The following is a 20,892-nucleotide window of genomic DNA, read 5'->3' as shown; positions in this document are numbered from 1 at the left end:
CCGCCGGTCAGGCGGACGGCTCGGGACGGTTGTCGAACAGGGCCAGTCCGGCGGCGGTGTTGGAGGCGGGCACGTGGTAGGCCCGGTGCACCCGGCGGACCCGCTCGTTCATCGCGCCCCGCATCACGAGCCACATGATCAGCTCGATGCCCTCGGCGCCGGCCTCGCGGATGAAGTCCTCGCGGGTGAGCGCGGCGAGCTTCTCCGGGTCCTCCTCGATGGCGTCGAGGAACATGTGGTCGAACTCGGGGTTGATGAATCCGGCGCGCGCGCCCGCCAGTTGGTGCGACATGCCGCCGGTGCCGAGGATGCCGACGGTCCCGGCCCCCTCGTACGCGGCGATCGCCCGGCCCAGTGCCTGGCCGAGGGCGTAGCAGCGGGCTGCGGTGGGCTGCGGGTACTGGATGACGTTGACCATGATCGGCACGACCGGGCAGGGCCAGGCGTCGCCGGGTTCCGGCGTCCACACCGACAGGGGGACGGTGAAGCCGTGGTCGACGTCGAGTTCCTGGAAGACGGTCAGGTCGAAGCCGTCGTCCATCAGGTGCCGCAGCAGGTGGAAGGAGAAGTCGGGGTCGCCCTCGACGTCGGGCACCGGGCGGCGGCCGAAGCCCTCGTCGGCGACCCGGTAGCGCTCGGCGGTGCCGAGGGCGAAGGTGGGGACGATGTCCATGTCGACGCCGTTGGCGTGGTCGTTGTAGACCAGGATGGCGACGTCGGGCTTGTTGCGGGCCAGCCACTCGCGGGCGGGCCCGTACCCCTCGAAGAGCGGGGACCAGACCGGGTCCCCGGTCATGTCCCGGTCCATCGCGGCCCCGATGGACGGCACGTGCGACGTGGCCAGTCCCCAGATCACCTCAGACATCGGTCCGTCCTCCCGCCAGCATCGCTGCCTTGAACTCGGCCTCGGTCATGCCGGTGAAGACGCCACCGAGGTACTGCATGGAGAGCCCGTCCATCATGGCGAGCTTGTAGATGTAGAAGATGCTGCCGCCGAGGTCGAGCATCGCCTGCCAGTCGCGCCGCAGGACGGCCTCCGTCTGCTGCCCGGACAGGGCGAAGCGCGCGCAGTAGGCGGCCTCGTCGGCCAGGAACTCGCGGCGCGCGGCCTCCTCCCGCAGCGACATGAACAGCTTGTTCATCCGGTGTCCGCGGCGGCTGGTGGGGCCGTCGAAGACGTACGTTCCCGGAGGTTCCAGCCCGTGCTGGCGTGTCATACGGTGCTCCCTGGCTCGGGGCCCGGCGCGGGGGCGCGGCCGGCGCCGAATGGTTTCGACCGTAGGGGGCGGCGCCCGCGCGGCCATCGCCCACACGTCCCGACCGCACGGGCTTCCTGTCGAGGCCGCGCCGGGACAAATGACGTACCCGGCGGCGACTACGTCATATGACTCGCCCTCTATGGCCGGGCCCGGCCGCCCGGGTCCCGCCATTCCTCTGTGCCGTTCGGCAGCCGCGGTCCCTAGCGTGAGGCGGACGGCTGCCGGCCCTGTCGGCGGGCCCGCGCCACCGGCGCGCCGCTCCGTCGGACGGAGCGATCGCCGAACGACATCGCAGTACAGCCGAAGCACGGCCGCTCCCGCCTGGGGCCGGGTGGCCGAGAACCACGAGTGAGGACGGATTGCACATGAGTGCCAAGAACCTGCAGGACGTGTTGGACCGCTCGGGCGACACGGTGGAACTGCTGCGCAACTCCCAGCTCGGGGCGTACATCTACCCGGTCGTGCCTGCCGAGTTCACCAACTTCCGGCGTGAGGTGACCGCCTGGCAGAACACGGCGGTGCTCTTCGACCAGTCCCACCACATGGTGAACCTGTGGGTCTCCGGTCCGGACGCGCTGAAGCTCTTCACCGACACGGGCATCAACAGCACGGCCAACTTCCCCGTGGACTCGGCGAAGCAGTTCGTCCCGGTGTCGCCCGAGGGCGGGGTCATCGGCGACGGCATCCTGTTCCGCCTGGCGGAGGAGGAGTTCGTCTTCGTCGGCCGCGCGCCGGTCGCCAACTGGCTGACGTACAAGGGCGGCCGGGGGTACAACGTCGACATCCGCAAGGACGACCGCTCGCCCTCGCGCCCGTACGGCAAGCAGGTGACCCGGGACGTCTGGCGCTTCCAGATCCAGGGCCCGCGGGCCTGGGACGTCATCGAGAAGGTCAACGGCGGCCCGGTCGACAAGGTGAAGTTCTTCCGGATGGGCTACATGGACATCGCCGGCGAGCGCATCCGCACGCTCCGCCACGGCATGGCGGGCGCCCCCGGCCTGGAGATCTGGGGCCCGTACGGCAGTTACGACAAGGTGCGCGAGGCGATCCTGGAGGCGGGCCGCGAGTTCGGCCTGGAGCCGGCCGGCTGCCGCGCCTACTCCTGCAACACGCTGGAGTCGGGCTGGATTCCCTCGCCGCTGCCCGCCGTCTACTCGGGCGAGGAGATGCGCCCGTACCGCGAGTGGCTCGGCGCGGACAGCTACGAGGCGACCAACGCCCTGGCGGGCAGCTTCGTCTCGCGGAACATCGAGGACTACTACCTCAACCCGTGGGAGCTGGGCTACGGCGGCTTCGTGAAGTTCGACCACGACTTCGTGGGCCGCAGCGCCCTGGAGGCGATCGACCCGGCGACCCAGCGCCGCAAGGTCACCCTGGAGTGGAACACCGAGGACGTCTCCAAGCTGCTGGCCTCTCCCGTCCAGGAGGGCCCCGGCTACCAGTTCTTCGACCTGCCGAACGCCAACTACGGCTCGTCGAACTACGACGCGGTGCGGGACGCGGACGGCAACACCGTCGGCCTGTCGCTGTTCACCGGCTACAGCGCCAACGAGCGCAAGGCGCTGTCGCTGGCCACGGTCAACCCGGACGTGCCGCTGGGTGCCGAGGTCGAGGTCGTCTGGGGCGAGCCGGACGGCGGTTCGGGCAAGACCACCGTGCAGCCGCACGTCCAGTTCCCGGTGCGGGCGATCGTCTCCCCGGCCCCGTACACGGCGATGGCCCGTGACAGCTACCAGCCGGGCTGGCGCACGGCCGTCACCGCCTGATCGCGTCGCCGAGAACGGCCGAGGGCGGCCGGCACCAGGGGTGCCGGCCGCCCTCGGCCGTTTCGTGCGCCGGTTTCGTGCGCGTGCGCCAGTCCGCGCGCTCGGCGCGGCCCGGCGGTGGTGTGTCAGCGCTGCTGCGGGACGAGTCCCTCGTGGACGGCGACCAGGGCCGCCTGGGTACGGGAGGTGAGCTGGAGCTTGCGCAGCACGTTGCTGACGTGGGTGCGGGCGGTGCGCTCGCTGATCACCAGCTCGTCGGCGATCTCCTGGTTGGAACAGCCCTGCGCGACCAGGGCGAGGACGTCCCGTTCCCGGTTGGTCAGGGTGCTCAGGCCGGTCGGCGGCGAGACGATCTCCTGCGTCAGCCGGCGCGCGACCGAGGGGTGCAGGAAGACGTCGCCGCGCGCGGCGGCCCGCAGGGCGGCCACCACCTCGTGCGGTTCGGCGTCCTTCAGCAGGTAGCCGGAGGCCCCGTTGGCCAGGGCGGCGTGGACGCGCTCCATCTCGCCGAAGCTGGTCAGCACGACCACCTTGACGCCGGGGTGGTTGCGGGTGATGTGGGCGGTGGCGGCGACGCCGTCCATCCGGGGCATCAGCAGGTCGATGAGGACGGCGTCGGGGAGTTCGCCGCGGACCGACATCTCCTGGAGCCGGTCGACGGCCTCCTGCCCGTCGGGGGCCTCGGCGGCGACCTGGACGTCGTCCAGCACCTCCAGGTAGGCGCGGATGCCGCGGCGGACCACCGCGTGGTCGTCGACGATCATCACGCGGAGCGCCGTCGTCTCGGGGGCCGTCGGGGTGGGGGCGTTCATGTCGCGTCCTCCGTCGAGTCCGTCGGGGTGGGGTGGGTACGGCCGTGGGCCCGGGGGCGCGCGGGGTCGGGGGCCGGTCCGCCCGGCGGGGTGCCGGGGGCGCGGCCGGCGGGCGGCTCAAGGGCGGGCGGGGTGCCGGGGGCGCGCTCGTCCGGGACGGCCGAGGGGTCGCGGGGGACGGAGACGGCGAGGGGCACGGAGAGCCGGACGGCGGTGCCGCCCCCCGGTTCCGGTCCGACCCGGACCGTGCCGCCCCAGCGTTCGGCCCGCTCCCGCATGCTGGTCAGCCCGTAGCCGCCGCCCGGCGGGGTGCTCGTGCCGGGGGTGGCGGGCAGGCCCTTGCCGTCGTCCGTCACCGTCACCACGAGGCTGTGGTCGCGCACCCCCATCCGCAGCATCACCCAGCGGGCCCCGGCGTGCTTGACCACGTTGTGGATGGCCTCGGCGACGATCCGGTAGACGTCCTCGGCGGTCTCCGCGCCGATCTGCTCCAGCCCGGCGCCGACCACCAGGTCGAAGCGGAGCCCGGTGCGGTTGGTGGTGCTCTCCACCAGCGCGCGCACCGCCTCCTCCAGGCCGAGCTGGGTGGAGATGGAGGGCCGCAGCTCGTGCACCATCGCGCGCAGGTCGGTCAGGACCGTCTTGGAGAGCGCGCCCACCTCGTCGGCGATCCGGCGCACGCTGTCGGCGGGCACGGTGTCGGTGCGGGCGCCGAGCACGCCCATCACCTTGGCCTGCATCGAGATGGAGAAGACCTGCTGGACGATGGAGTCGTGCAGGTCGCGGGCGAGCCGCTGGCGCTCCTCGCGGCGGGCGAGTTCGCGCTCGTCGCGCAGGAGGGCCACGTAGTCCACGGCGACGGCGGCCTGGTCGGCCATGGCCTCCAGGAACTCCAGGGTCTGGCGGCCCACCACCTGCCCCGGGGCGAAGTAGGCGTTGATGATGCCGATGGCCCGGCCGCGCAGCAGCAGCGGGACGCTGGCGAACCAGTCCCAGCGCAGCGCGCCCATGTGCGCGTGCAGGGGCTCCCAGGCCGGGTCGGCCTGGATGGCGTCGCCGCGGTCCGCGATGACGACGGGCTCCGCCAGTTCGAAGGCGTCCAGCATGCGCAGGGTGGCCCCGCGGTCGCGGCAGGCCATGAGGAGGTCGAAGAAGTCGGAGCGGCGCGGGAACCCGGCCGAGCCCATGATCTGGAGGCTCTCGCCGGACTCGTCGAGGGTGAGGATCTGCACCGCGGCGAGCATGTCGGCACGCAGCACCTCCTGGGCGAGGGCGTCGAGCATCGCGGTCAGCGAGCCCTCCGAGGCGAGTTTCGCCGCGGTGCGGGCGATGGCGGCGACCCGGCGCTGGCGGTGCCGTTCGGCGCTGACGTCGCGGAAGGCGACCACGGTGCGCGGCGGTTCGCCGGGCAGGGGCCGGGTGCGGTACGCGAACTCGCGGGCGGGGCCGCTGCCGGGGGTCCAGGTGCACATCTGCTCGGCGGCGCCGTCGTCGAGCAGGCCGAGCGAGCCGGCGGAGAAGCCGAGCGCGATGTCGAACGGGGCGGGGCGGCCGACCAGTTCGCCGGCGGGGCGGGCGCACAGGGCGACGGCGGCGGCGTTGAGCTGGAGGAAGCGGCCGTGCTCGTCGACGACGGCCAGCCCGTCCGGCGCGTGCTCCGCGAGGTCGGACCAGGCCACGCCCGCGGCGGCACCGGCCGCGCGGTCTTCGGTGCGGTCTTCGGTGCGGTCGCCCGTGGCGGCGCGCGGTTCGCGGGCCGTGCCGGGCGCGTGCGCCGTGCGCGGCTCGTGCGCGGTACGCGGCCCCTGGACCGTGCGCGGCGGCGCGTGCGCCGTGCGCGGCTCGTCCGGCGTGTCGGCCGTCCCTCGGCTCCGGCTCGGCATACGCCCTCCCTCCCCGCCCTCGACGCGGCGGGTCGTGCCGGGCGTCGTCGCATGTCGAGTCACAGCATGCACGTAAGAAGCGGATACGTCACCCCGCGACAACGTCCCGTTTCGCCCCGAACGCGCACCTACGTCGAATGTCCCGTCCCAGGTCGGGACGGACCGCCGAAGCGGAACGGGGGCCGGTACGGCAGCGGGTGCCGGGGGCGCCCGCCGCCGTACCGGCCCCCGCCGGCCGTCACCCGCGTCAGGGGAACGTCATGAGAAGACGACGGTCCGGTTGCCGTTGACGACGACCCGGTTCTCGCAGTGCCAGCGCACCGCGCGGGCGAGCGCGCGGGTCTCCGCCTCCCGGCCGCGGGCCGCGAGCTGGGCCGGGTCGAGGGAGTGGTCGACGCGGATCAGCTCCTGCTCGATGATGGGGCCCTCGTCGAGGTCGGCGGTGACGTAGTGGGCGGTCGCGCCGATGTACTTGACGCCGCGGGCGTGGGCCTGGTGGTAGGGCCGGGCGCCCTTGAAGCTGGGCAGCATCGAGTGGTGGATGTTGATCGCCCGGCCGTCGAGGCGCTTGCAGGCGTCGTCGGAGAGGATCTGCATGTACCGGGCGAGGACGACGAGGTCGACCTTCTCCTCCTCGACCAGGGTGAGCAGTTCCTCCTCGGCCCGCGGCTTGTCCCGCGCGGTGACCGGGATGTGGCGGAAGGGCACCTCGTAGCTGTCGGCGATCCGGCCGAGGTCGGGGTGGTTGGAGACCACGGCGACGACGTCGAGGTTGAGTTCGCCGAGGGAGTTGCGGAACAGCAGGTCGTTCAGGCAGTGCGCGAACCGGCTGACCATCAGGATGGTACGGGGCCGCCGGGCGGCGTCGGTGAGCTGCCAGGTCATGCCGAACCGTTCGGCGACGGGGGTCAGCTCGCGGCGGAGCCCGTCGAGGTCGAGGCCGGCCCCGTCGGCGTGCGCGAACTCGACCCGCATGTGGAAGGTGTCGCTGGTGGAGCTGCCGAACTGCTGGCTCTGCAGGATGGTGCAGTGCTCCCGGGCCAGCGGCTCGGTGACGGCGTGCACGATGCCGGGCGCGTCGGGGCAGGACAGCAGCAGGACGCCGCGCCGGGCGGCAGCGGGCGAGGTCATGACGCCTCCAGGAGGGGTTCGGTCGGTCCGGTGCGGGTGAGCGGGCCGGGCAGGGGCGGCCGGCCGGACAGGAGCCGGGCGGCGTGCACGGTGTTGCGGAACAGCCACACGTCGGTCACCGGGCCCACGCCGCCGGGGACCGGGGTGAGGGCACGGGCCCGGGGGGCGACGGCGTCGTGGTCGACGTCCCCGACCATGCGGACGGTGCCGTCCGCGTCCCGGCGCGGGTTGATGCCGACGTCGATGACGACGGCGCCCTCGCGGACGTGTTCGGCCCTGATCAGTCCGGCCTTGCCGGCGGCGACGATGAGGACGTCCGCGCGCCGGGTGTGCCGGCCGAGCCCGTGGGTGCGGTCGGCCCACTCGTCGACCGACTCGACGGTGGCCTCGCGCAGGTAGCCGAGGGCGACGGCGGGTTTGCCGACGGTGTTGGAGCGGCCCACGACGACGATGAGGGACCGGTGGTAGAAGGCGGCGCGGTCCTCGCCCGCCTCGTCCAGCCAGGTGTCGAGCAGGTGGAAGACGGAGGCGGCGGTGGAGGGGACGTAACGCGGGACGCCGAGGGCGAGGAGGCCGGCGTTCTCGGGATGGACCGCCTCGATGTCCTTGCGCGGGTCGAGGGTGCGGAAGACGGCCGCCTCGTCGATGTGCGGGGGCAGCGGGCGCAGCACGAGGATGCCGGAGACGGCCGGGTCGGCGTTGAGTTCCGCGATCGTGTCGGTCAGCTCGGCCTGGGTGGCCCCCGGGGGCAGGGAGCGGGGCCGGTAGGCGACGCCGAGCTGGTCCGCGAGGCGCCGCAGGCGCCGTTCGTAGGCGGCCGAGGCGTACTCGTCGCCGACGACGACCGTGGCCAGGCCGGTCCGGGTCCCCTCGCGGGCCAGGCGCGTCACCTCGTCGGCCAGGCCCTCCTTGAGGGTGCGGGCGCACGCCCGGCCGTCGATGACCTGGGCACTCATCAGTTCTGCAACTCCTCCGGTGAGGCGACGTACGTACTACGAGGCGGGGGGCGGCGTTCCCCGAGGGGCGTTCCCCGGGGGCCCCGAAGGGGCACGCGGCGGGGCGGTCAGGAGAGGCGGGCGAGCCACTCCTGCCGCCACGCCTCGGTGCTGTCCAGGTCGTTGAAGGTGAACACGTGGAAGCCGTGCAGGCGGTTGTCGGCGGCGCCGAAGGCGGGGGTGAGGCGTTCGATCAGCTTGTCGGGGCTGTAGCCGCCGGGCAGGAAGAAGCGCCAGAGCAGGTTCTGCTGCTTCTTCAGGAAGCGGGCCGACTGGCCGAGGCCGAGTCCGGCCGAGACGCGGATCAGCTTCTGCCGGCTGATCGCGCCGGGGATGCCGACGCGTATCGGCAGGCCGACGCCGCGCCCGTGGACCGCGCGGGCCCAGCGGAGGGTGGTGGCCGCGTCGAAGCAGAGCTGGGTGATGACGTGGTCCGCGTGCGGGGCCTTGTCCGCGAGGGCCTTCTCGATCAGCTCGTCGCCGATGGTGCCGTGGCCCTCGGGGTAGCCGCCGATGCCGAGGGAGGTGAAGTGGTGGTCGCGCTCGCGGAGGGCTTCGAGCAGGCTCAGCGCGTCGGGGAACTCCCCGGCGGGTTCGGCGGCGTCCCCGCCGATGACGAAGAGCCGGTCGACTCCGGCGTCGGCGAGCCGGTCGACGAGGTCGGCGAGGTGGGCCCGGTCGCGGACCAGCCGGGCGGCGATGTGCGGGGCGGCCCGGTAGCCCTGCCCGGTGAGGCGGACCGCGAGGTCGAGGGTGGGTCCGAGGCCCTTGGCCTCGGTCGTGGTCACGGTGAGCGCCACGTCGCGCGGGACGTGGGCGAGGACCTTCTCCTCGGCGCTCTTGAACGGCAGGATCTCGTAGGTGGCGTCGCGCAGCGCGTCGGCCACCGCCGCCGCGGCCGGTCGCGCGGGCGTGCGGCCCGTGGTGCGGGGGGTGGAGTCCCCGGCGTTTCTCACCGACGTCATCGCGTGCTCCGTTGCTGGGTGCGGGCGTACTGGACAGGAGGGGCCGAGGCGGCGGGCGGCTGCCGGACGGCGGCCCCCGGTACGGGGCGCCGGGCGGCCGGACCGGGCGCGGCGGGGAACGGCCGTGGCGCCGGACCCCGGGCCGCCGCGGCGCGGGGCGCCGGCCGGGCCGGGCACCCGGTGCGGGCGGTGACCGCCGGATTCTCCGAAGCCATGATGTGGTGCGGACCCTTCACTGGATGATCCGGGGGGTGCGGACGGGCCGGTGCGGCACGGTGGCGGCGGGTGGCCCGGGTCCGACCTCCGGACCTGCTAAGACGCTAGGAGGCCGGGCCGCGCCCGGGATCACGCGGATGACCGGACCTGCCCTTGGCGAGCGTCGCGGCCCCTCCGGGACAAGTGACGTAGTGACCGGGCGCGCGGCACGGGGCGAGGGGCGGCGGCGCCGTACCCCGTGGTCCCGGTCCCGCCTCCCGTGGCAGGCTTCCGGTGGCAGCGCCGTACCGGCGCGGGCCGTGACCGTACGCCCGTCCCCGACCCCTGGAGCCCCGTGATGCCGCCGATCGCCGACGACATGGGCACCGTCCTCGACCTGCCCCGGCCGCCGCGCCGGGTGGTGTCCCTCGTGCCGTCGCTGACCGAGACGGTCGCGGCGGACCGTCCTCAGGTGCTGGTGGGGGCGACGGACTGGTGCGCGCGTCCGGCGGGGCTGGACGTGGCCCGGGTGCGGGGCACGAAGAACCCGGACCGGGCGGCGATCGAGCGGCTGCGGCCGGATCTGGTGATCGCCAACAAGGAGGAGAACCGGGAGCTGGACGTGGCCCGGCTGCGCGCGGCGGGCTTGCCGGTGTGGGTGACGGTGATCGAGACCGTACCCCAGGCGCTGGAGTCGATCGCCCGGCTGTTCACGGAGGCGCTCGACGCCCCGGTGCCGGAGTGGGTCGGGCGGGCCCGGTCGCTGTGGTCGGGGCCGGTCCCCGAGCCGGTGGCGACGGTGGCGGTGCCGGTCTGGCGCGATCCGTGGATGGTGGTCGGCCGGTCCACCTTCACCGGTGACCTGCTGCGCCGGGCCGGTCTCGCCAACGCCTTCGGCACTGACGAGGGCCGCTATCCGCATGTGCCGCTGGACCGGATCGACCGGCCGGGGGTGGACGCCGTGCTGCTGCCGGACGAGCCGTACGCGTTCGGGCCGGACGACGGGCCGGAAGCCTTCCGGCGGGTGCCGGTCCGGCTGGTGGACGGGCGGCTGCTCACCTGGTACGGGCCCTCGCTGCCCGAGGCGCACGCGATGCTGGGGCGGCTGACCGCGAGCCTCTGAGCGACGGGTGGGGCCGCTCCCGGAGCCTTCCCGCGCGCTCCCCCGTGATCCGGCGCGATCCGCCCGTGATCCGGCTGTGACCCGGCTCACTCAAGCTGTGCCTCTGCTCACACGCGTGGCACCTCCCGGCGTTTAGTAGGACGTCCTACTATCTTCTCAGCACCATCCGCCCGAGCCGCCCGGGAAGGCCCCCATGAGCGATCTCCACCGCCCCGCGCACCCCGTCCGTCTGGTCACCGCGTCGGCGCTGTTCGACGGGCACGACGCCTCGATCAACATCATGCGCCGGATCTTCCAGTCCCAGGGCGCCGAGGTGATCCACCTCGGACACAACCGGTCGGTGCGCGAGGTCGTGGACGCGGCGATCGAGGAGGACGTGCACGGCGTCGCCGTCTCCTCCTACCAGGGCGGCCACGTCGAGTACTTCGAGTACCTGGTCGAGTCGCTGCGCGAGCGCGGCGCCGGGCACGTACGGGTGGTCGGCGGGGGCGGCGGCGTGATCGTGCCCGCCGAGATCACCCGCCTCCGGGAGAGCGGCGTGACCATCTTCTCCCCCGAGGACGGCCAGCGGATGGGCCTGGCCGGGATGGTCAACTCGGTCGTCCGGGACTGCGACTTCGACCTGTGGGCCGCCGGTCCGGCCGACGCCGCGGGCGTGCTCTCCGGCGACCGCTTCGCCCTCGCCCGCACCCTCACCGGCGCCGAACTCGGCACCCTGCCCGCCGAGTTGCTGGACGAACTGCGCACCGCCGCCGCGGCCCGGGTGGTGCCGGTGCTCGGCATCACCGGCACCGGCGGCTCCGGCAAGTCCTCGCTCACCGACGAACTGGTCCGCCGGTTCCGCGTCGACCAGCGGGACAAGCTGAGGATCGCCGTCATCGCCGTCGACCCGACCCGGCGGCGCGGCGGCGGCGCCCTGCTCGGCGACCGCATCCGCATGAACTCCCTCGACGGGGACCGCGTCTTCTTCCGCAGCCTGGCCACCCGCGGCAGCCGCGAACTGCCCGAGCACCTCGACGACGTCATCGCCGTGGCCAAGGCCGCCGGATTCGACCTGGTCGTCGTGGAGACCCCCGGCATCGGCCAGGGCGACGCCGCGATCGTGCCGTTCGTCGACACGTCGATGTACGTGATGACGCCGGAGTTCGGCGCAGCCTCCCAGTTGGAGAAGATCGACATGCTCGACTTCGCCGACCTGGTCGCCATCAACAAGTTCGAGCGGCGCGGCGCCAAGGACGCGCTGCGCGACGTGGGCCGCCAGATGGTGCGCAACCGCGAGGCGTTCGGCAAGAGGCCCGAGGACATGCCGGTCTTCGGCACCTCGGCGGCCACCTTCAACGACGACGGCGTCACCGCCCTCTACCAGCACCTGTCGGCCGCCCTCGCCGAGCACGGGCTGCCGCTCACCGAGGGCGCGCTGCCCGCCGTCGACGTGCGCCACTCCTCCGGCATCCGGCAGGTGGTCCCCGCCGAGCGGGTCCGCTACCTCGCCGAGATCACCGAGACGGTCCGCGCCTACCACCGCGAGACCGGCCGTCTCGTGGAGGCGGCGCGGCGCGTGCAGCGCCTGGACGCCGTCCGCGCGGACCTCGCCGAGGCGGGCGCGGAGGCCGGCGGGGTGGAGGCGCTGCTCGCCGAGGCCCGCGGCAGGCTCCCGTACGAGGTCGCGGAGCAGATCGACGGCTGGCCGGCCGTGGTGGCCGCGTACTCCGGCGACGAGCAGGTCGTCACCGTCCGCGACCGCGAGATCCGTACCGCGCTGACCCGTGAGTCCCTCTCCGGCAACAAGGTGCCCCGGGTCGCGCTCCCCCACTTCACCGACCACGGCGAACTGGTCCGGTTCTGGCGCCGGGAGAACCTGCCCGGCCGCTTCCCGTTCACCGCCGGCGTCTTCCCCTTCAAGCGCGACGGCGAGGACCCGGCCCGGATGTTCGCGGGCGAGGGCGACCCGTTCCGCACCAACCGGCGCTTCAAGCTGCTCTCCGAGGGCCAGCCCGCCACCCGCCTGTCCACCGCGTTCGACTCGGTGACGCTCTACGGCCGCGACCCCGACCGGCGCCCCGACATCTACGGCAAGGTCGGCACCTCCGGCGTCTCGGTGGCCACCCTGGACGACATGAAGGCGCTCTACGACGGTTTCGACCTGACCGCGCCGACCACCTCCGTCTCGATGACGATCAACGGCCCGGCCCCGACCGTGCTGGCCTTCTTCCTCAACACCGTCATCGACCAGCAGACCGAGAGGTTCCGCGCCGCCGAGGGCCGCGACCCCTCGGCCGAGGAGGCCGCCGAGCTGCGGGCGCGCGCGCTGGCCGGCGTGCGCGGCACCGTGCAGGCCGACATCCTCAAGGAGGACCAGGGCCAGAACACCTGCCTGTTCTCCACCGAGTTCTCGCTGCGGATGATGGCCGACATCCAGGAGTGGTTCATCGCGCAGCGGGTCCGCAACTTCTACTCGGTCTCCATCTCGGGCTACCACATCGCCGAGGCCGGGGCGAACCCCATCAGCCAGCTCGCCTTCACCCTCGCCAACGGCTTCACCTACGTCGAGGCGTACCTCGCGCGCGGCATGCACATCGACGACTTCGCGCCGAACCTGTCGTTCTTCTTCTCCAACGGCATGGACCCCGAGTACTCGGTGCTCGGCCGGGTCGCCCGCCGCGTCTGGGCGGTCGCCATGCGCGAGAGGTACGGGGCGAACGAGCGCTCCCAGAAGCTGAAGTACCACGTCCAGACCTCCGGGCGCTCCCTGCACGCCCAGGAGATGGACTTCAACGACATCCGCACCACGCTCCAGGCCCTCATCGCCATCTACGACAACGCCAACTCGCTGCACACCAACGCCTACGACGAGGCGGTCACCACGCCGTCCGAGGAGTCGGTGCGCCGGGCCCTGGCCATCCAGTTGATCATCAACAGGGAGTGGGGCCTGGCCATGAACGAGAACCCGCTCCAGGGCTCGTTCGTCATCGATCAGCTCACCGACCTGGTGGAGGAGGCGGTGCTCGCCGAGTTCGACCGGATCAACGAGCGCGGCGGGGTGCTCGGCGCCATGGAGACCGGCTACCAGCGCGGCCGTATCCAGGACGAGTCGATGCTGTACGAGCAGCGCAAGCACGACGGGTCGCTGCCGATCGTCGGCGTGAACACCTTCCTGCGGCCCGGCGGCTCCGGCGGGGCCCCGGAGCCGGAGCTGGCCCGCGCCACCGAGACGGAGAAGGAGTCCCAGCTCGAACGGGTCACCACCTACCGCTCCATCCACGGCGAGGAGGCCGCCGAGGCGGTCGCCCGGCTCAAGGACGCGGCGATCGGCGGGGAGAACGTGTTCGCGGTGCTCATGGACGCCGCCCGGGTCTGCACGCTCCAGCAGGTCACCGAGGCGTTCTTCGAGGTGGGCGGGGAGTACCGGCGCAACGTGTGACGGACCGGGGCCCGCGCGTGGACACGCGGGCGAGGCGGCGGCACGGTCCGGTGGGCAGACCACCGGACCGTGCCGCTCGGCCGCGTGCCCGCGGGGCCCGGACCGTGCCGCTCGGGCGCACGTGCCCGCGGGGCCCGTACTGTGATCGCCGGTGGAGCGCGTGCCGGGACGGCCCGGCGGGAGGACTCTGGAAGGGCAGGGGCCACCCAGCCGAGGAGCGCAGCGACATGGTCCGTTACGTGTACGACTTCAGCGAGGGCAGCCGTGACCAGGCCGGACTGCTCGGCGGCAAGGGCGCGAACCTGGCCGAGATGACCCGGCTCGGACTGCCCGTACCGCCCGGCTTCACCCTCAGCACCGAGGCGTGCCGGGCCTACCTCGCCACCGGCACCGAGCCCGAGGGGCTGGCCGCGGAGGTCTCCGCGCACCTGGCCCGGGTGGAGGAGGAGACCGGGCGGCGCCTCGGGCAGGCGGACGATCCGCTGCTGGTCTCCGTCCGGTCCGGGGCGCGGTTCTCGATGCCCGGGATGATGGAGACCATCCTCGACATCGGGCTCCACGACGACTCCGTACGGGGCCTCGCCCAGGCGTCCGGCAGCGAGCGCTTCGCGTGGGACTCCTACCGCCGCCTGGTCCAGATGTTCGGCAGCACCGTCATGGGCGTCGACGGGGCCCTCTTCGAAGCGGAGCTGACCCGGCTCAAGGACGAGCGCGGGGCCCCCGACGACGTCCGGCTCGACGCCGCCGACCTGGCCGGGCTGGTCCGTACGTACCAGGAGCTGATCCGGCGGGAGACGGGCGAGGAGTTCCCGCAGGAGCCGGCCGAGCAGTTGCGCCGGGCCGTCAGGGCCGTCTTCGACTCCTGGAACGGGGAGCGGGCCCGCCTCTACCGGCGGCGCGAGCACATCCCCGACGACCTCGGCACCGCCGTCACCGTGCAGCGCATGGTCTTCGGCAACCTCGGCGCGGACTCCGGCAGCGGGGTCGCCTTCACCCGCGACCCGGCCACCGGCCGGCCCGGCCTGTACGGCGACTACCTGCCGAACGCCCAGGGCGAGGACGTCGTCGCCGGTATCCGCAACACCGTCTCCCTCGCCGACCTGGCCGGGCTGGACCCGGGCTCCCACGGGCGGCTGCGGGAGTACATGGAGACGCTGGAGCGCCACTACCGGGACCTGTGCGACATCGAGTTCACCATCGAGCGCGGCAAGCTGTGGATGCTCCAGACCCGGGTGGGCAAGCGCACCGCCGAGGCCGCGTTCGCCATCGCCGACGAGCTGGCCGAGGAGGGGCTGATCACGCCGGACGAGGGGCTGGCCCGGGTCGGCGGGGAGGGCCTGTCCCGGCTGATGTTCCCCCGTTTCGACGCCTCGGCGGCCGGTGATCCCCTCGCCCGGGGGCTGCCCGCCTCGCCGGGGGCCGCGGTGGGCGCGGCGGTCTTCGACTCCGCCGAGGCGGTCCGGCGGGCCGCGGACGGCGAGCGGGTGGTGCTGGTGCGCCAGGAGACCACCCCGGACGACCTGCCCGGCATGGTGGCCGCGCAGGCCGTGCTGACCAGCCGCGGCGGCAAGACCTCGCACGCGGCGGTGGTCGCGCGCGGCATGGGCAAGGTCTGCGTCTGCGGCGCCGAGGGCCTCCTCGTGGACACCGGGGCACGCCGCCTGACCACGCGGGACGGCACCGTGCTGGAGGAGGGCGCCGTGCTCTCCGTGGACGGTTCCGCCGGGGCGGTGTACGCCGGTCCGGTGCCGCTGGTCGACTCGGCGGTGATGCGCTACCTGGAGACCGGGCACCGCGACGGCGCCGCGTCCGAGCTGGTCGGGGCGGTGGCCCGAGCGCTGGAGCGGGCCGACCGGGTCCGGCGGATGGAGGTGCGGGCCAACGCGGACACGCCCGAGGACGCCGCGCGGGCGCGCGGGTTCGGCGCCCAGGGCATCGGCCTGTGCCGGACGGAGCACATGTTCCTCGGGGAGCGGCGCCAACTGGTCGAGGACATGATCCTCGCCCGGGACGACGCCGGGCGCGAACGGGCCCTGGAGGCGCTGCTGCCGCTCCAGCGGCGGGACTTCGCCGGAATCCTGGAGGCGATGGACGGCCTGCCGGTCACCATCCGCCTGCTCGATCCGCCGCTGCACGAGTTCCTGCCCGACCGGACCGCGCTGATCGCCCGCGGGGCCGCCGCCGAGGCCCGCGGGGAGCGGCCCGACGCGCACGACGCCGAGTTGCTGGACGCCGTGAACCGCATGCACGAGGAGAACCCGATGCTGGGCCTGCGCGGGGTGCGCCTCGGCCTGGTGGTGCCGGGGCTGGTGGCGATGCAGGTGCGCGCGGTGGCCCAGGCCGTGGTCGAGCGGGTCCGCGCGGGCGGCGCCCCCCGGGCGGAGATCATGGTGCCGCTCGTCGGGGACGTCACCGAACTGCGGCTGGTGCGGGACGTGGTGGACCGGGTGCTCGCCGAGGTGTCCGAGGCGTCCGGCGTCCCGGTGGAGTGCCCGGTCGGCACGATGATCGAGCTGCCCCGGGCGGCGTTGACGGCGGGCCGGATCGCCGAGGAGGCGGAGTTCTTCTCCTTCGGCACCAACGATCTGACGCAGACCGCCTGGGGCTTCTCCCGCGACGACGTGGAGGCCGCGTTCTTCTCCGTCTACCTCGACAAGGGCGTCTTCCCCGCCTCGCCCTTCGAGACCCTGGACCGCGAGGGGGTGGGCCGGCTGGTCTCGATCGCGGTCGAGGAGGGGCGGGCGGCGCGGCCCGGACTGAAGATCGGCGTCTGCGGCGAGCACGGCGGCGACCCCGACTCGGTGCACTTCTTCCACCGGGCGGGACTGGACTACGTCTCCTGCTCGCCCTTCCGGGTCCCGGTGGCCCGCCTGGAAGCGGGACGGGCGGCGGTGACGGACGGGGGCGGGTGAGGGGCGGCGCCGGCGGGTGGGGAGGCCCGCGGAGTCGGAGCGGAGGCTTCCGGTCGCCGGCCGGGGCCCCGGTCCCGTACCGGCTGCCGGTCACGCGCCGGAGGCCGGAGGGCGGGGGTGACGGGAAGGACTCTTCCGCTTCTCGCGGAACCCGATCGCGCGGTGCACGGTGGACGGCCGCTGCTCCGCGTCCTTTTCCTGGTCCTTCCCGTCGCCACCAGGACACCACGGGCGCCCGTACCCCCACCAGGGCCGTACGGTCCCCTCCCGTGGGCCGTCCGACCGGCCGCCGCGCCCGCGCCGGGGCCTACCGGCCCGGGGTGGGAGCCGACCGGCCCGTCGCGTGCCGGGCGCGGCGGGGCCACCCTGGAATCAGCGGCCCCCGCCTCCCGGGGCCCCCGCTCCCGGGCAGGGAGGGCGCCGCCCCGCGGCCTCCTCGCCCGGCCGGCGGGGAGCGGCGAGCAGTGGGGCGCGGCCGGCCGGCCGCGGCGCGCACGGCACGGAAGGAGCCCGAGCAATGACCTCCACCACCACCCTGGGCACGGCCCTCAGCTCCGAGCACCGCGAGCGGCTGATGCGGCTCGCCCGCGAGGTCTCCGTCGACGCGGGCACCCGCCTGTTCGAGGAGGGCCGCCGCGCGGACCGGTTCTGGATCATCCGTACCGGCACCGTCACCCTCGACCTGCGGGTGCCGGGCCGCCGCCCGGCCGTCATCGAGTCGCTGGGCCACAACGAACTCGTCGGCTGGTCGTGGCACTTCCCGCCCTACGTGTGGCACCTGGGCGCCGAGGCGATGAGCCCGGTGCGGGCCTGGGAGTTCGACGCGGACGCCGTGAAGCGCCTGTGCGACGAGGACCCCGAGTTCGGCCGTGCCGTCGCCGTCTGGGTCGGCAAGGTGACCGCCCAGCGGCTGCACGCGGCCCGGGTGCGGCTGCTCGACCTGTACGCCCCCTACGGCAGCGGAAGCGCGATCTGAGGAGTGGACAATGCTGAACCCGGGACCGCGCGTGGTGAGCGACGTCATGACCCACACCGTGGTGGCCGTGGGCCGGGACGCCTCGTTCAAGGACATCGTCCGGCTCATGGGCGAGTGGCGGATCAGCGCCCTGCCGGTGCTGGAGGGCGAGGGCCGGGTCGTCGGCGTGGTCTCCGAGGCCGACCTGCTCCCCAAGGAGGAGTTCCGCGACAGCGACCCGGACCGCTTCACCCAGCGGCGCCGGCTGGCCGACCTCGCCAAGGCGGGCGGGCTGGTGGCGGCCGACGTGATGACCGCGCCTGCGGTCACCGTCCATCCGGACGCGACCCTCGCCGAGGCGGCCCGGATCATGGCCCGGCACAAGGTGAAGCGGCTGCCCGTGGTCAGCGACGGAGGACTGCTGGAGGGCGTGGTCAGCCGGGGCGACCTGCTGCGGGTCTTCCTCCGCTCCGACGAGGAGATCGCGGACGAGGTGCGCCGCGAGGTGGTCACCTCGATCTTCCCGGCGACCTCCTCCCCCGTGGAGGTCGACGTCCGCGAGGGCCGGGTCACGCTGACCGGCCGGGTCCCGGACCCCTCGCTGGTGCCGGTCGCGGCACGGCTGGTGCGCGCCGTGGAGGGGGTCGTGGACGTGGAGTTCCATCCGACGGGCGCCGGTGAGCGCGGCGCGGTGCCGGGCGGGCCCCGGTAGCGGACGCCGGACGGCCTGTGCGTGGCCTGTGCGCGGCCGGGGGGCGCCGGCCGCGCACAGGGGCGCGGTGCCGTCCGGTGCGACCCGGGCGGCGTCGGGGGCCGGGGTCACGGGACGGCGACGCCCTCCGGTCCGGTGAGCGCGTACCGTACGTCGACCACGCCCTCGACGGAGCGCACCAGTCGGACGACGAGCGGAACGACGGTGGGGTCGGGGACCTGTCCGCTGAGGGTGACGACGCCCTCGTGGACGCCCACGCGGATGCCGTCGGCGGAGCCCGGCAGCCGCTCGGCGACGACCTCGCGGCGTACCTCCTCGGCGATCTCCTCGTCCGGGCGGAGGAAGACCCGGAGCAGGTCGGAGCGGCTGACCAGGCCGGCCAGCGCCCCGTCCGAGCCGACCACGGGCAGCCGCTTGACCCGGTGGCGGGCCATGAGGCGGGCCGCCTCGGCGAGGGTCGCGTCCGGGTGGACGGTGACGGCCGGGGAGGTCATCAGCTCCCGCGCGGTGACCGCGGGCCCGGGACGGCGGGCGAGGGTGTCCTGCGGGCGGGCATGGCGGTCGCGGCCCTCCTCGGTGCGCAGCAGGTCGGCCTCGGAGACGATGCCGATCACCTCGTTGCCGGGCCCCAGCACGGGCAGGGCGCTGATCCCCCGGGTCTCGATGGCGCGGACGATGTCCTTGAACACCGCCCCGCCGGCCAGCGCCACGACGGTGCGGGTCATCACGTCGCTCACGGTGTACGGGGTGCCCATGACGTCCTCCTGCGGGGACGGGATACCGAGGCTCCCCTCCAGACTGCCCTGCCGCCCGACATCCGGCATGGGCCGAAGGGCCCCGGGCGGGTTTCCGCCCCGACCCGAGGGGTGTCTCCGACCGGGTTCCGACGCCGGGGTCGGCAACGCGGCGGCCACGGCGCGGGCCGGCGACGCGGGCCAGCGGCTGCGGTCGGGCCGGCGGCCGACGCCAACAGCCCAGAGCGGGGACCCAGGGCAGGGAGCTACGCCCCGGGGCGGGCAGCGGCCAGGGGCCAGGGTCAAGGGCAGCGGCCCAAAGCAGCGGCCGGGGGCCGAGGGCAGCGGCCTGGTGCCTGCGGCCAGCGGATACGGCCCGGGACGGCGACTGCGGCCCGGCGCAACGGCCAGCGGCCAGCGGCCCAGGTCGGGGGCTACAGCCCGGAGCGGGGCAGCGGCCCGGGGCCAGGGCCGCGGACAGCAGCCCAAGGCAGCGGCCGAGGGCCGAGGTCAGCAGCCCAGGCCCCGTGGCCGGCGGACACGGCCCGGCGCAACGGCCGGCGGCCAGCGGCCCAGAGGCGAGGGCTACAGCCCGGGGCGGACCGCGGCCCGGGGCCAGGGTCGAGGGCAGCAGCCCAGAGCCCGTGGCCAGCGGATGCGACCTGGCGCAACGGCCCAGGACAACGGCTGCGACCGGGCACAGCGGCCAACGGCCCAGGGGTCGGGGGCCGACGACCCGGGGTCGGGGGCTACAGCCCAAGGCAGCGGCCGGGGCCGAGGTCAGCAGCCCAGGGCCCTCGGCCGGCGGACACGGCCCGGCGCAACGGCCCAGGACAGCGGCTGCGGCCCGGCGCAACGGCCGGCGACCCGGGGGCGAGGGCTATGGCCCGGGGTCGGGTCAGTCGCTGGGGCCCGGGGTCAGCGCCCCGGGACGATGAGTACGGGGCAGGGGGCGCGGTGCAGCAGGGCGTGCGCGAGGGTGCCGGAGCGGGGCAGACGGCCGTCGCGGGGGACGCCGACCACCACGAGCGCGGCCTCCCGGGCCGCCGCCAGCAGCGCGGGGGCCGCCCGCCCGGCGGCGGTACGGGACTCCACGTCGACCCGGGGGTACAGGGCGCGCAACCTGGCCGTGCCCCGGCGCACCGCGGACTCCTCGGCGCGGCCCCGCAGCGCCTCCCTGCCGCCGGTCCGGCCGCCCGGCACGAGGGTGCGGGGCTCGGGCACGGCGTGCCGGTGCTCCCCGACGTGCAGGACCGTGAGCGGGACGTCCCGGCGTTCGGCCTCCTCGAAGGCGCAGGCGGCGACGGCGGCGCCCGTGTCGTCCTCCAGCCCGACCAGGACCGCGCCGGTGTCCCCTGCTGGTCGTCCGCGGCGGGGTTCGCCGCGCACGACCAGCAGGGGGCCGAGGGTGCGTACGGCGAGCCGGGACGTCACCGAGCCGAGCAGCAGGCCCGCGACCGGTCCGAGGCCCCGGGTGCCGACCACGGTGAGCAGCGCGGCGCCGCTCGCCCGTTCGAGGGCCCGTACGGCGCCGCCCTCGGCCGCGTCGGTCTCCACGTCGAGCCGGGGGTGGCGCCGGCGCACCCGGGCGGCGGCGAAGGCCAGCACCGGCGGGGCCTCGTCGCGGTCGGGCACGGCGTAGACGACGCGCAGGGCGGTGCCGCGCCGCTCCGCCTCCCGCGCGGCCCGGTCCAGCGCCCGTACGGAGGTGGGTGAACCGTCCACGCCGACGGCCACGTGGTGGTGCCTCATCTCTTCCTCCCCTGGGCCCGGTGGGCACGGTCTGCGACGGAGGGTGCGGGAGCCGGGCCCCGGCGGGCACCGTGGCGGCTCCGGGGACGATGCTCCCGCTCCCCCGCCGCCCCGGGCAGGGCCCGCGAAGGCCCCCCGAGGCTCCGAACGGCCCCTGCGCCAGGGGCTGTTCGGCCCGGACCGGGGAGTACACGCGCTCCGCGCGGACCTGGCCCCCGAAGTCCCCCGCCCACGACACCGGCCGACTGAGACCGGACGGCAACCCCGGACCGGACCC

At 74.6% G+C, this 20,892-nt stretch carries 15 protein-coding genes; 6 read left to right on the top strand and 9 right to left on the bottom strand.

What is annotated here, in order from left to right; translation table 11 throughout:
* Positions 1-7: 7 nt before the first annotated feature.
* Positions 8-865 carry a class III extradiol dioxygenase subunit beta gene (locus J5Y05_RS05510; RefSeq protein ID WP_210868641.1) on the bottom strand — a complete coding sequence of 286 codons (858 nt, stop codon included), beginning with the start codon at positions 863-865 and terminating at the stop codon, positions 8-10.
* Entirely contained in the window at positions 858-1,217 is a 360-nt protein-coding gene (locus tag J5Y05_RS05505) for a protocatechuate 3,4-dioxygenase (RefSeq protein ID WP_210868638.1), read from the bottom strand. Before J5Y05_RS05505 ends, J5Y05_RS05510 begins: the two co-directional genes overlap by 8 nt.
* 407 nt (positions 1,218-1,624) lie before the next feature.
* Here J5Y05_RS05505 and ligM point away from each other — a divergent pair, with 407 nt between their 5' ends.
* A complete protein-coding gene (ligM, locus tag J5Y05_RS05500; protein WP_210868636.1) occupies positions 1,625-3,025 on the top strand; it encodes a vanillate/3-O-methylgallate O-demethylase in 1,401 nt (466 codons plus the stop codon).
* 125 nt (positions 3,026-3,150) lie between these two features.
* Here the strand turns inward: ligM and J5Y05_RS05495 are convergent, their stop codons facing one another.
* The 5 genes from J5Y05_RS05495 to J5Y05_RS05475 form a co-directional block, all read right to left on the bottom strand.
* On the bottom strand, positions 3,151-3,837 hold the full coding sequence (locus J5Y05_RS05495; protein WP_051821574.1) for a response regulator: 687 nt from the start codon (positions 3,835-3,837) through the stop codon (positions 3,151-3,153).
* Positions 3,834-5,720, bottom strand: coding sequence for a sensor histidine kinase (locus J5Y05_RS05490; RefSeq protein WP_247614040.1), 1,887 nt, complete (start codon positions 5,718-5,720; stop codon positions 3,834-3,836). The genes J5Y05_RS05495 and J5Y05_RS05490 overlap by 4 nt, the downstream gene beginning before the upstream one ends.
* Before the next feature lie 258 nt (positions 5,721-5,978).
* Positions 5,979-6,851 carry a formyltetrahydrofolate deformylase gene (gene purU, locus J5Y05_RS05485; protein ID WP_210868634.1) on the bottom strand — a complete coding sequence of 291 codons (873 nt, stop codon included), beginning with the start codon at positions 6,849-6,851 and terminating at the stop codon, positions 5,979-5,981.
* Complete coding sequence (locus tag J5Y05_RS05480) at positions 6,848-7,807, bottom strand: bifunctional 5,10-methylenetetrahydrofolate dehydrogenase/5,10-methenyltetrahydrofolate cyclohydrolase (RefSeq protein WP_210868632.1); 960 nt, start codon at positions 7,805-7,807, stop codon at positions 6,848-6,850. Before J5Y05_RS05480 ends, purU begins: the two co-directional genes overlap by 4 nt.
* A gap of 107 nt (positions 7,808-7,914) precedes the next feature.
* A complete protein-coding gene (locus J5Y05_RS05475) occupies positions 7,915-8,811 on the bottom strand; it encodes a methylenetetrahydrofolate reductase (protein WP_210868630.1) in 897 nt (298 codons plus the stop codon).
* A gap of 553 nt (positions 8,812-9,364) precedes the next feature.
* Here J5Y05_RS05475 and J5Y05_RS05470 point away from each other — a divergent pair.
* The 5 genes from J5Y05_RS05470 to J5Y05_RS05450 all read left to right on the top strand — a co-directional run bounded on the left by J5Y05_RS05470 (position 9,365) and on the right by J5Y05_RS05450 (position 18,129).
* A complete protein-coding gene (locus J5Y05_RS05470) occupies positions 9,365-10,129 on the top strand; it encodes a helical backbone metal receptor (RefSeq protein WP_210868628.1) in 765 nt (254 codons plus the stop codon).
* A 193-nt stretch (positions 10,130-10,322) separates the two neighbouring features.
* Positions 10,323-13,550: a fused isobutyryl-CoA mutase/GTPase IcmF gene (gene icmF, locus J5Y05_RS05465; protein ID WP_210868626.1), complete on the top strand. Its 3,228-nt coding sequence runs from the start codon at positions 10,323-10,325 to the stop codon at positions 13,548-13,550.
* 227 nt (positions 13,551-13,777) lie between these two features.
* Positions 13,778-16,462, top strand: coding sequence for a pyruvate, phosphate dikinase (ppdK, locus tag J5Y05_RS05460; protein ID WP_210868624.1), 2,685 nt, complete (start codon positions 13,778-13,780; stop codon positions 16,460-16,462).
* Positions 16,463-16,979: 517 nt separating this feature from the next.
* Positions 16,980-17,438, top strand: coding sequence for a Crp/Fnr family transcriptional regulator (locus J5Y05_RS05455; protein WP_210868622.1), 459 nt, complete (start codon positions 16,980-16,982; stop codon positions 17,436-17,438).
* Between the two features lie 10 nt (positions 17,439-17,448).
* A complete protein-coding gene (locus tag J5Y05_RS05450) occupies positions 17,449-18,129 on the top strand; it encodes a CBS domain-containing protein (RefSeq protein ID WP_210868621.1) in 681 nt (226 codons plus the stop codon).
* 107 nt (positions 18,130-18,236) lie between these two features.
* Here J5Y05_RS05450 and J5Y05_RS05445 read toward each other — a convergent pair whose 3' ends face one another.
* Entirely contained in the window at positions 18,237-18,854 is a 618-nt protein-coding gene (locus J5Y05_RS05445) for a CBS domain-containing protein (RefSeq protein ID WP_210869721.1), read from the bottom strand.
* Between the two features lie 927 nt (positions 18,855-19,781).
* Positions 19,782-20,615 (bottom strand): universal stress protein, encoded by an 834-nt coding sequence (locus J5Y05_RS05440; RefSeq protein ID WP_210868618.1) that lies wholly within the window; start codon positions 20,613-20,615, stop codon positions 19,782-19,784.
* Positions 20,616-20,892 lie beyond the last annotated feature (277 nt).

This window comes from Streptomyces tagetis (genome assembly GCF_018069565.1).
GTDB lineage: Bacteria > Actinomycetota > Actinomycetes > Streptomycetales > Streptomycetaceae > Streptomyces > Streptomyces tagetis.
The sequence above is the reverse complement of the archived record's forward strand: the minus strand, read 5'-3'. Positions and strand labels throughout refer to the sequence as shown.

Coding starts and splice junctions, on each gene's coding strand:
- ppdK (WP_210868624.1), top strand. CDS start 13,778: ATGGTCCGTTACGTGTACGACTTCAGCGAGGGCAGCCGTGACCAGGCC.
- J5Y05_RS05505 (WP_210868638.1), bottom strand. CDS start 1,217: ATGACACGCCAGCACGGGCTGGAACCTCCGGGAACGTACGTCTTCGAC.
- J5Y05_RS05445 (WP_210869721.1), bottom strand. CDS start 18,854: ATGACCCGCACCGTCGTGGCGCTGGCCGGCGGGGCGGTGTTCAAGGAC.
- J5Y05_RS05455 (WP_210868622.1), top strand. CDS start 16,980: ATGACCTCCACCACCACCCTGGGCACGGCCCTCAGCTCCGAGCACCGC.
- J5Y05_RS05490 (WP_247614040.1), bottom strand. CDS start 5,720: ATGCCGAGCCGGAGCCGAGGGACGGCCGACACGCCGGACGAGCCGCGC.
- J5Y05_RS05510 (WP_210868641.1), bottom strand. CDS start 865: ATGTCTGAGGTGATCTGGGGACTGGCCACGTCGCACGTGCCGTCCATC.
- J5Y05_RS05470 (WP_210868628.1), top strand. CDS start 9,365: ATGCCGCCGATCGCCGACGACATGGGCACCGTCCTCGACCTGCCCCGG.
- icmF (WP_210868626.1), top strand. CDS start 10,323: ATGAGCGATCTCCACCGCCCCGCGCACCCCGTCCGTCTGGTCACCGCG.
- J5Y05_RS05495 (WP_051821574.1), bottom strand. CDS start 3,837: ATGAACGCCCCCACCCCGACGGCCCCCGAGACGACGGCGCTCCGCGTG.
- J5Y05_RS05480 (WP_210868632.1), bottom strand. CDS start 7,807: ATGAGTGCCCAGGTCATCGACGGCCGGGCGTGCGCCCGCACCCTCAAG.
- ligM (WP_210868636.1), top strand. CDS start 1,625: ATGAGTGCCAAGAACCTGCAGGACGTGTTGGACCGCTCGGGCGACACG.
- J5Y05_RS05450 (WP_210868621.1), top strand. CDS start 17,449: ATGCTGAACCCGGGACCGCGCGTGGTGAGCGACGTCATGACCCACACC.
- purU (WP_210868634.1), bottom strand. CDS start 6,851: ATGACCTCGCCCGCTGCCGCCCGGCGCGGCGTCCTGCTGCTGTCCTGC.
- J5Y05_RS05440 (WP_210868618.1), bottom strand. CDS start 20,615: ATGAGGCACCACCACGTGGCCGTCGGCGTGGACGGTTCACCCACCTCC.
- J5Y05_RS05475 (WP_210868630.1), bottom strand. CDS start 8,811: ATGACGTCGGTGAGAAACGCCGGGGACTCCACCCCCCGCACCACGGGC.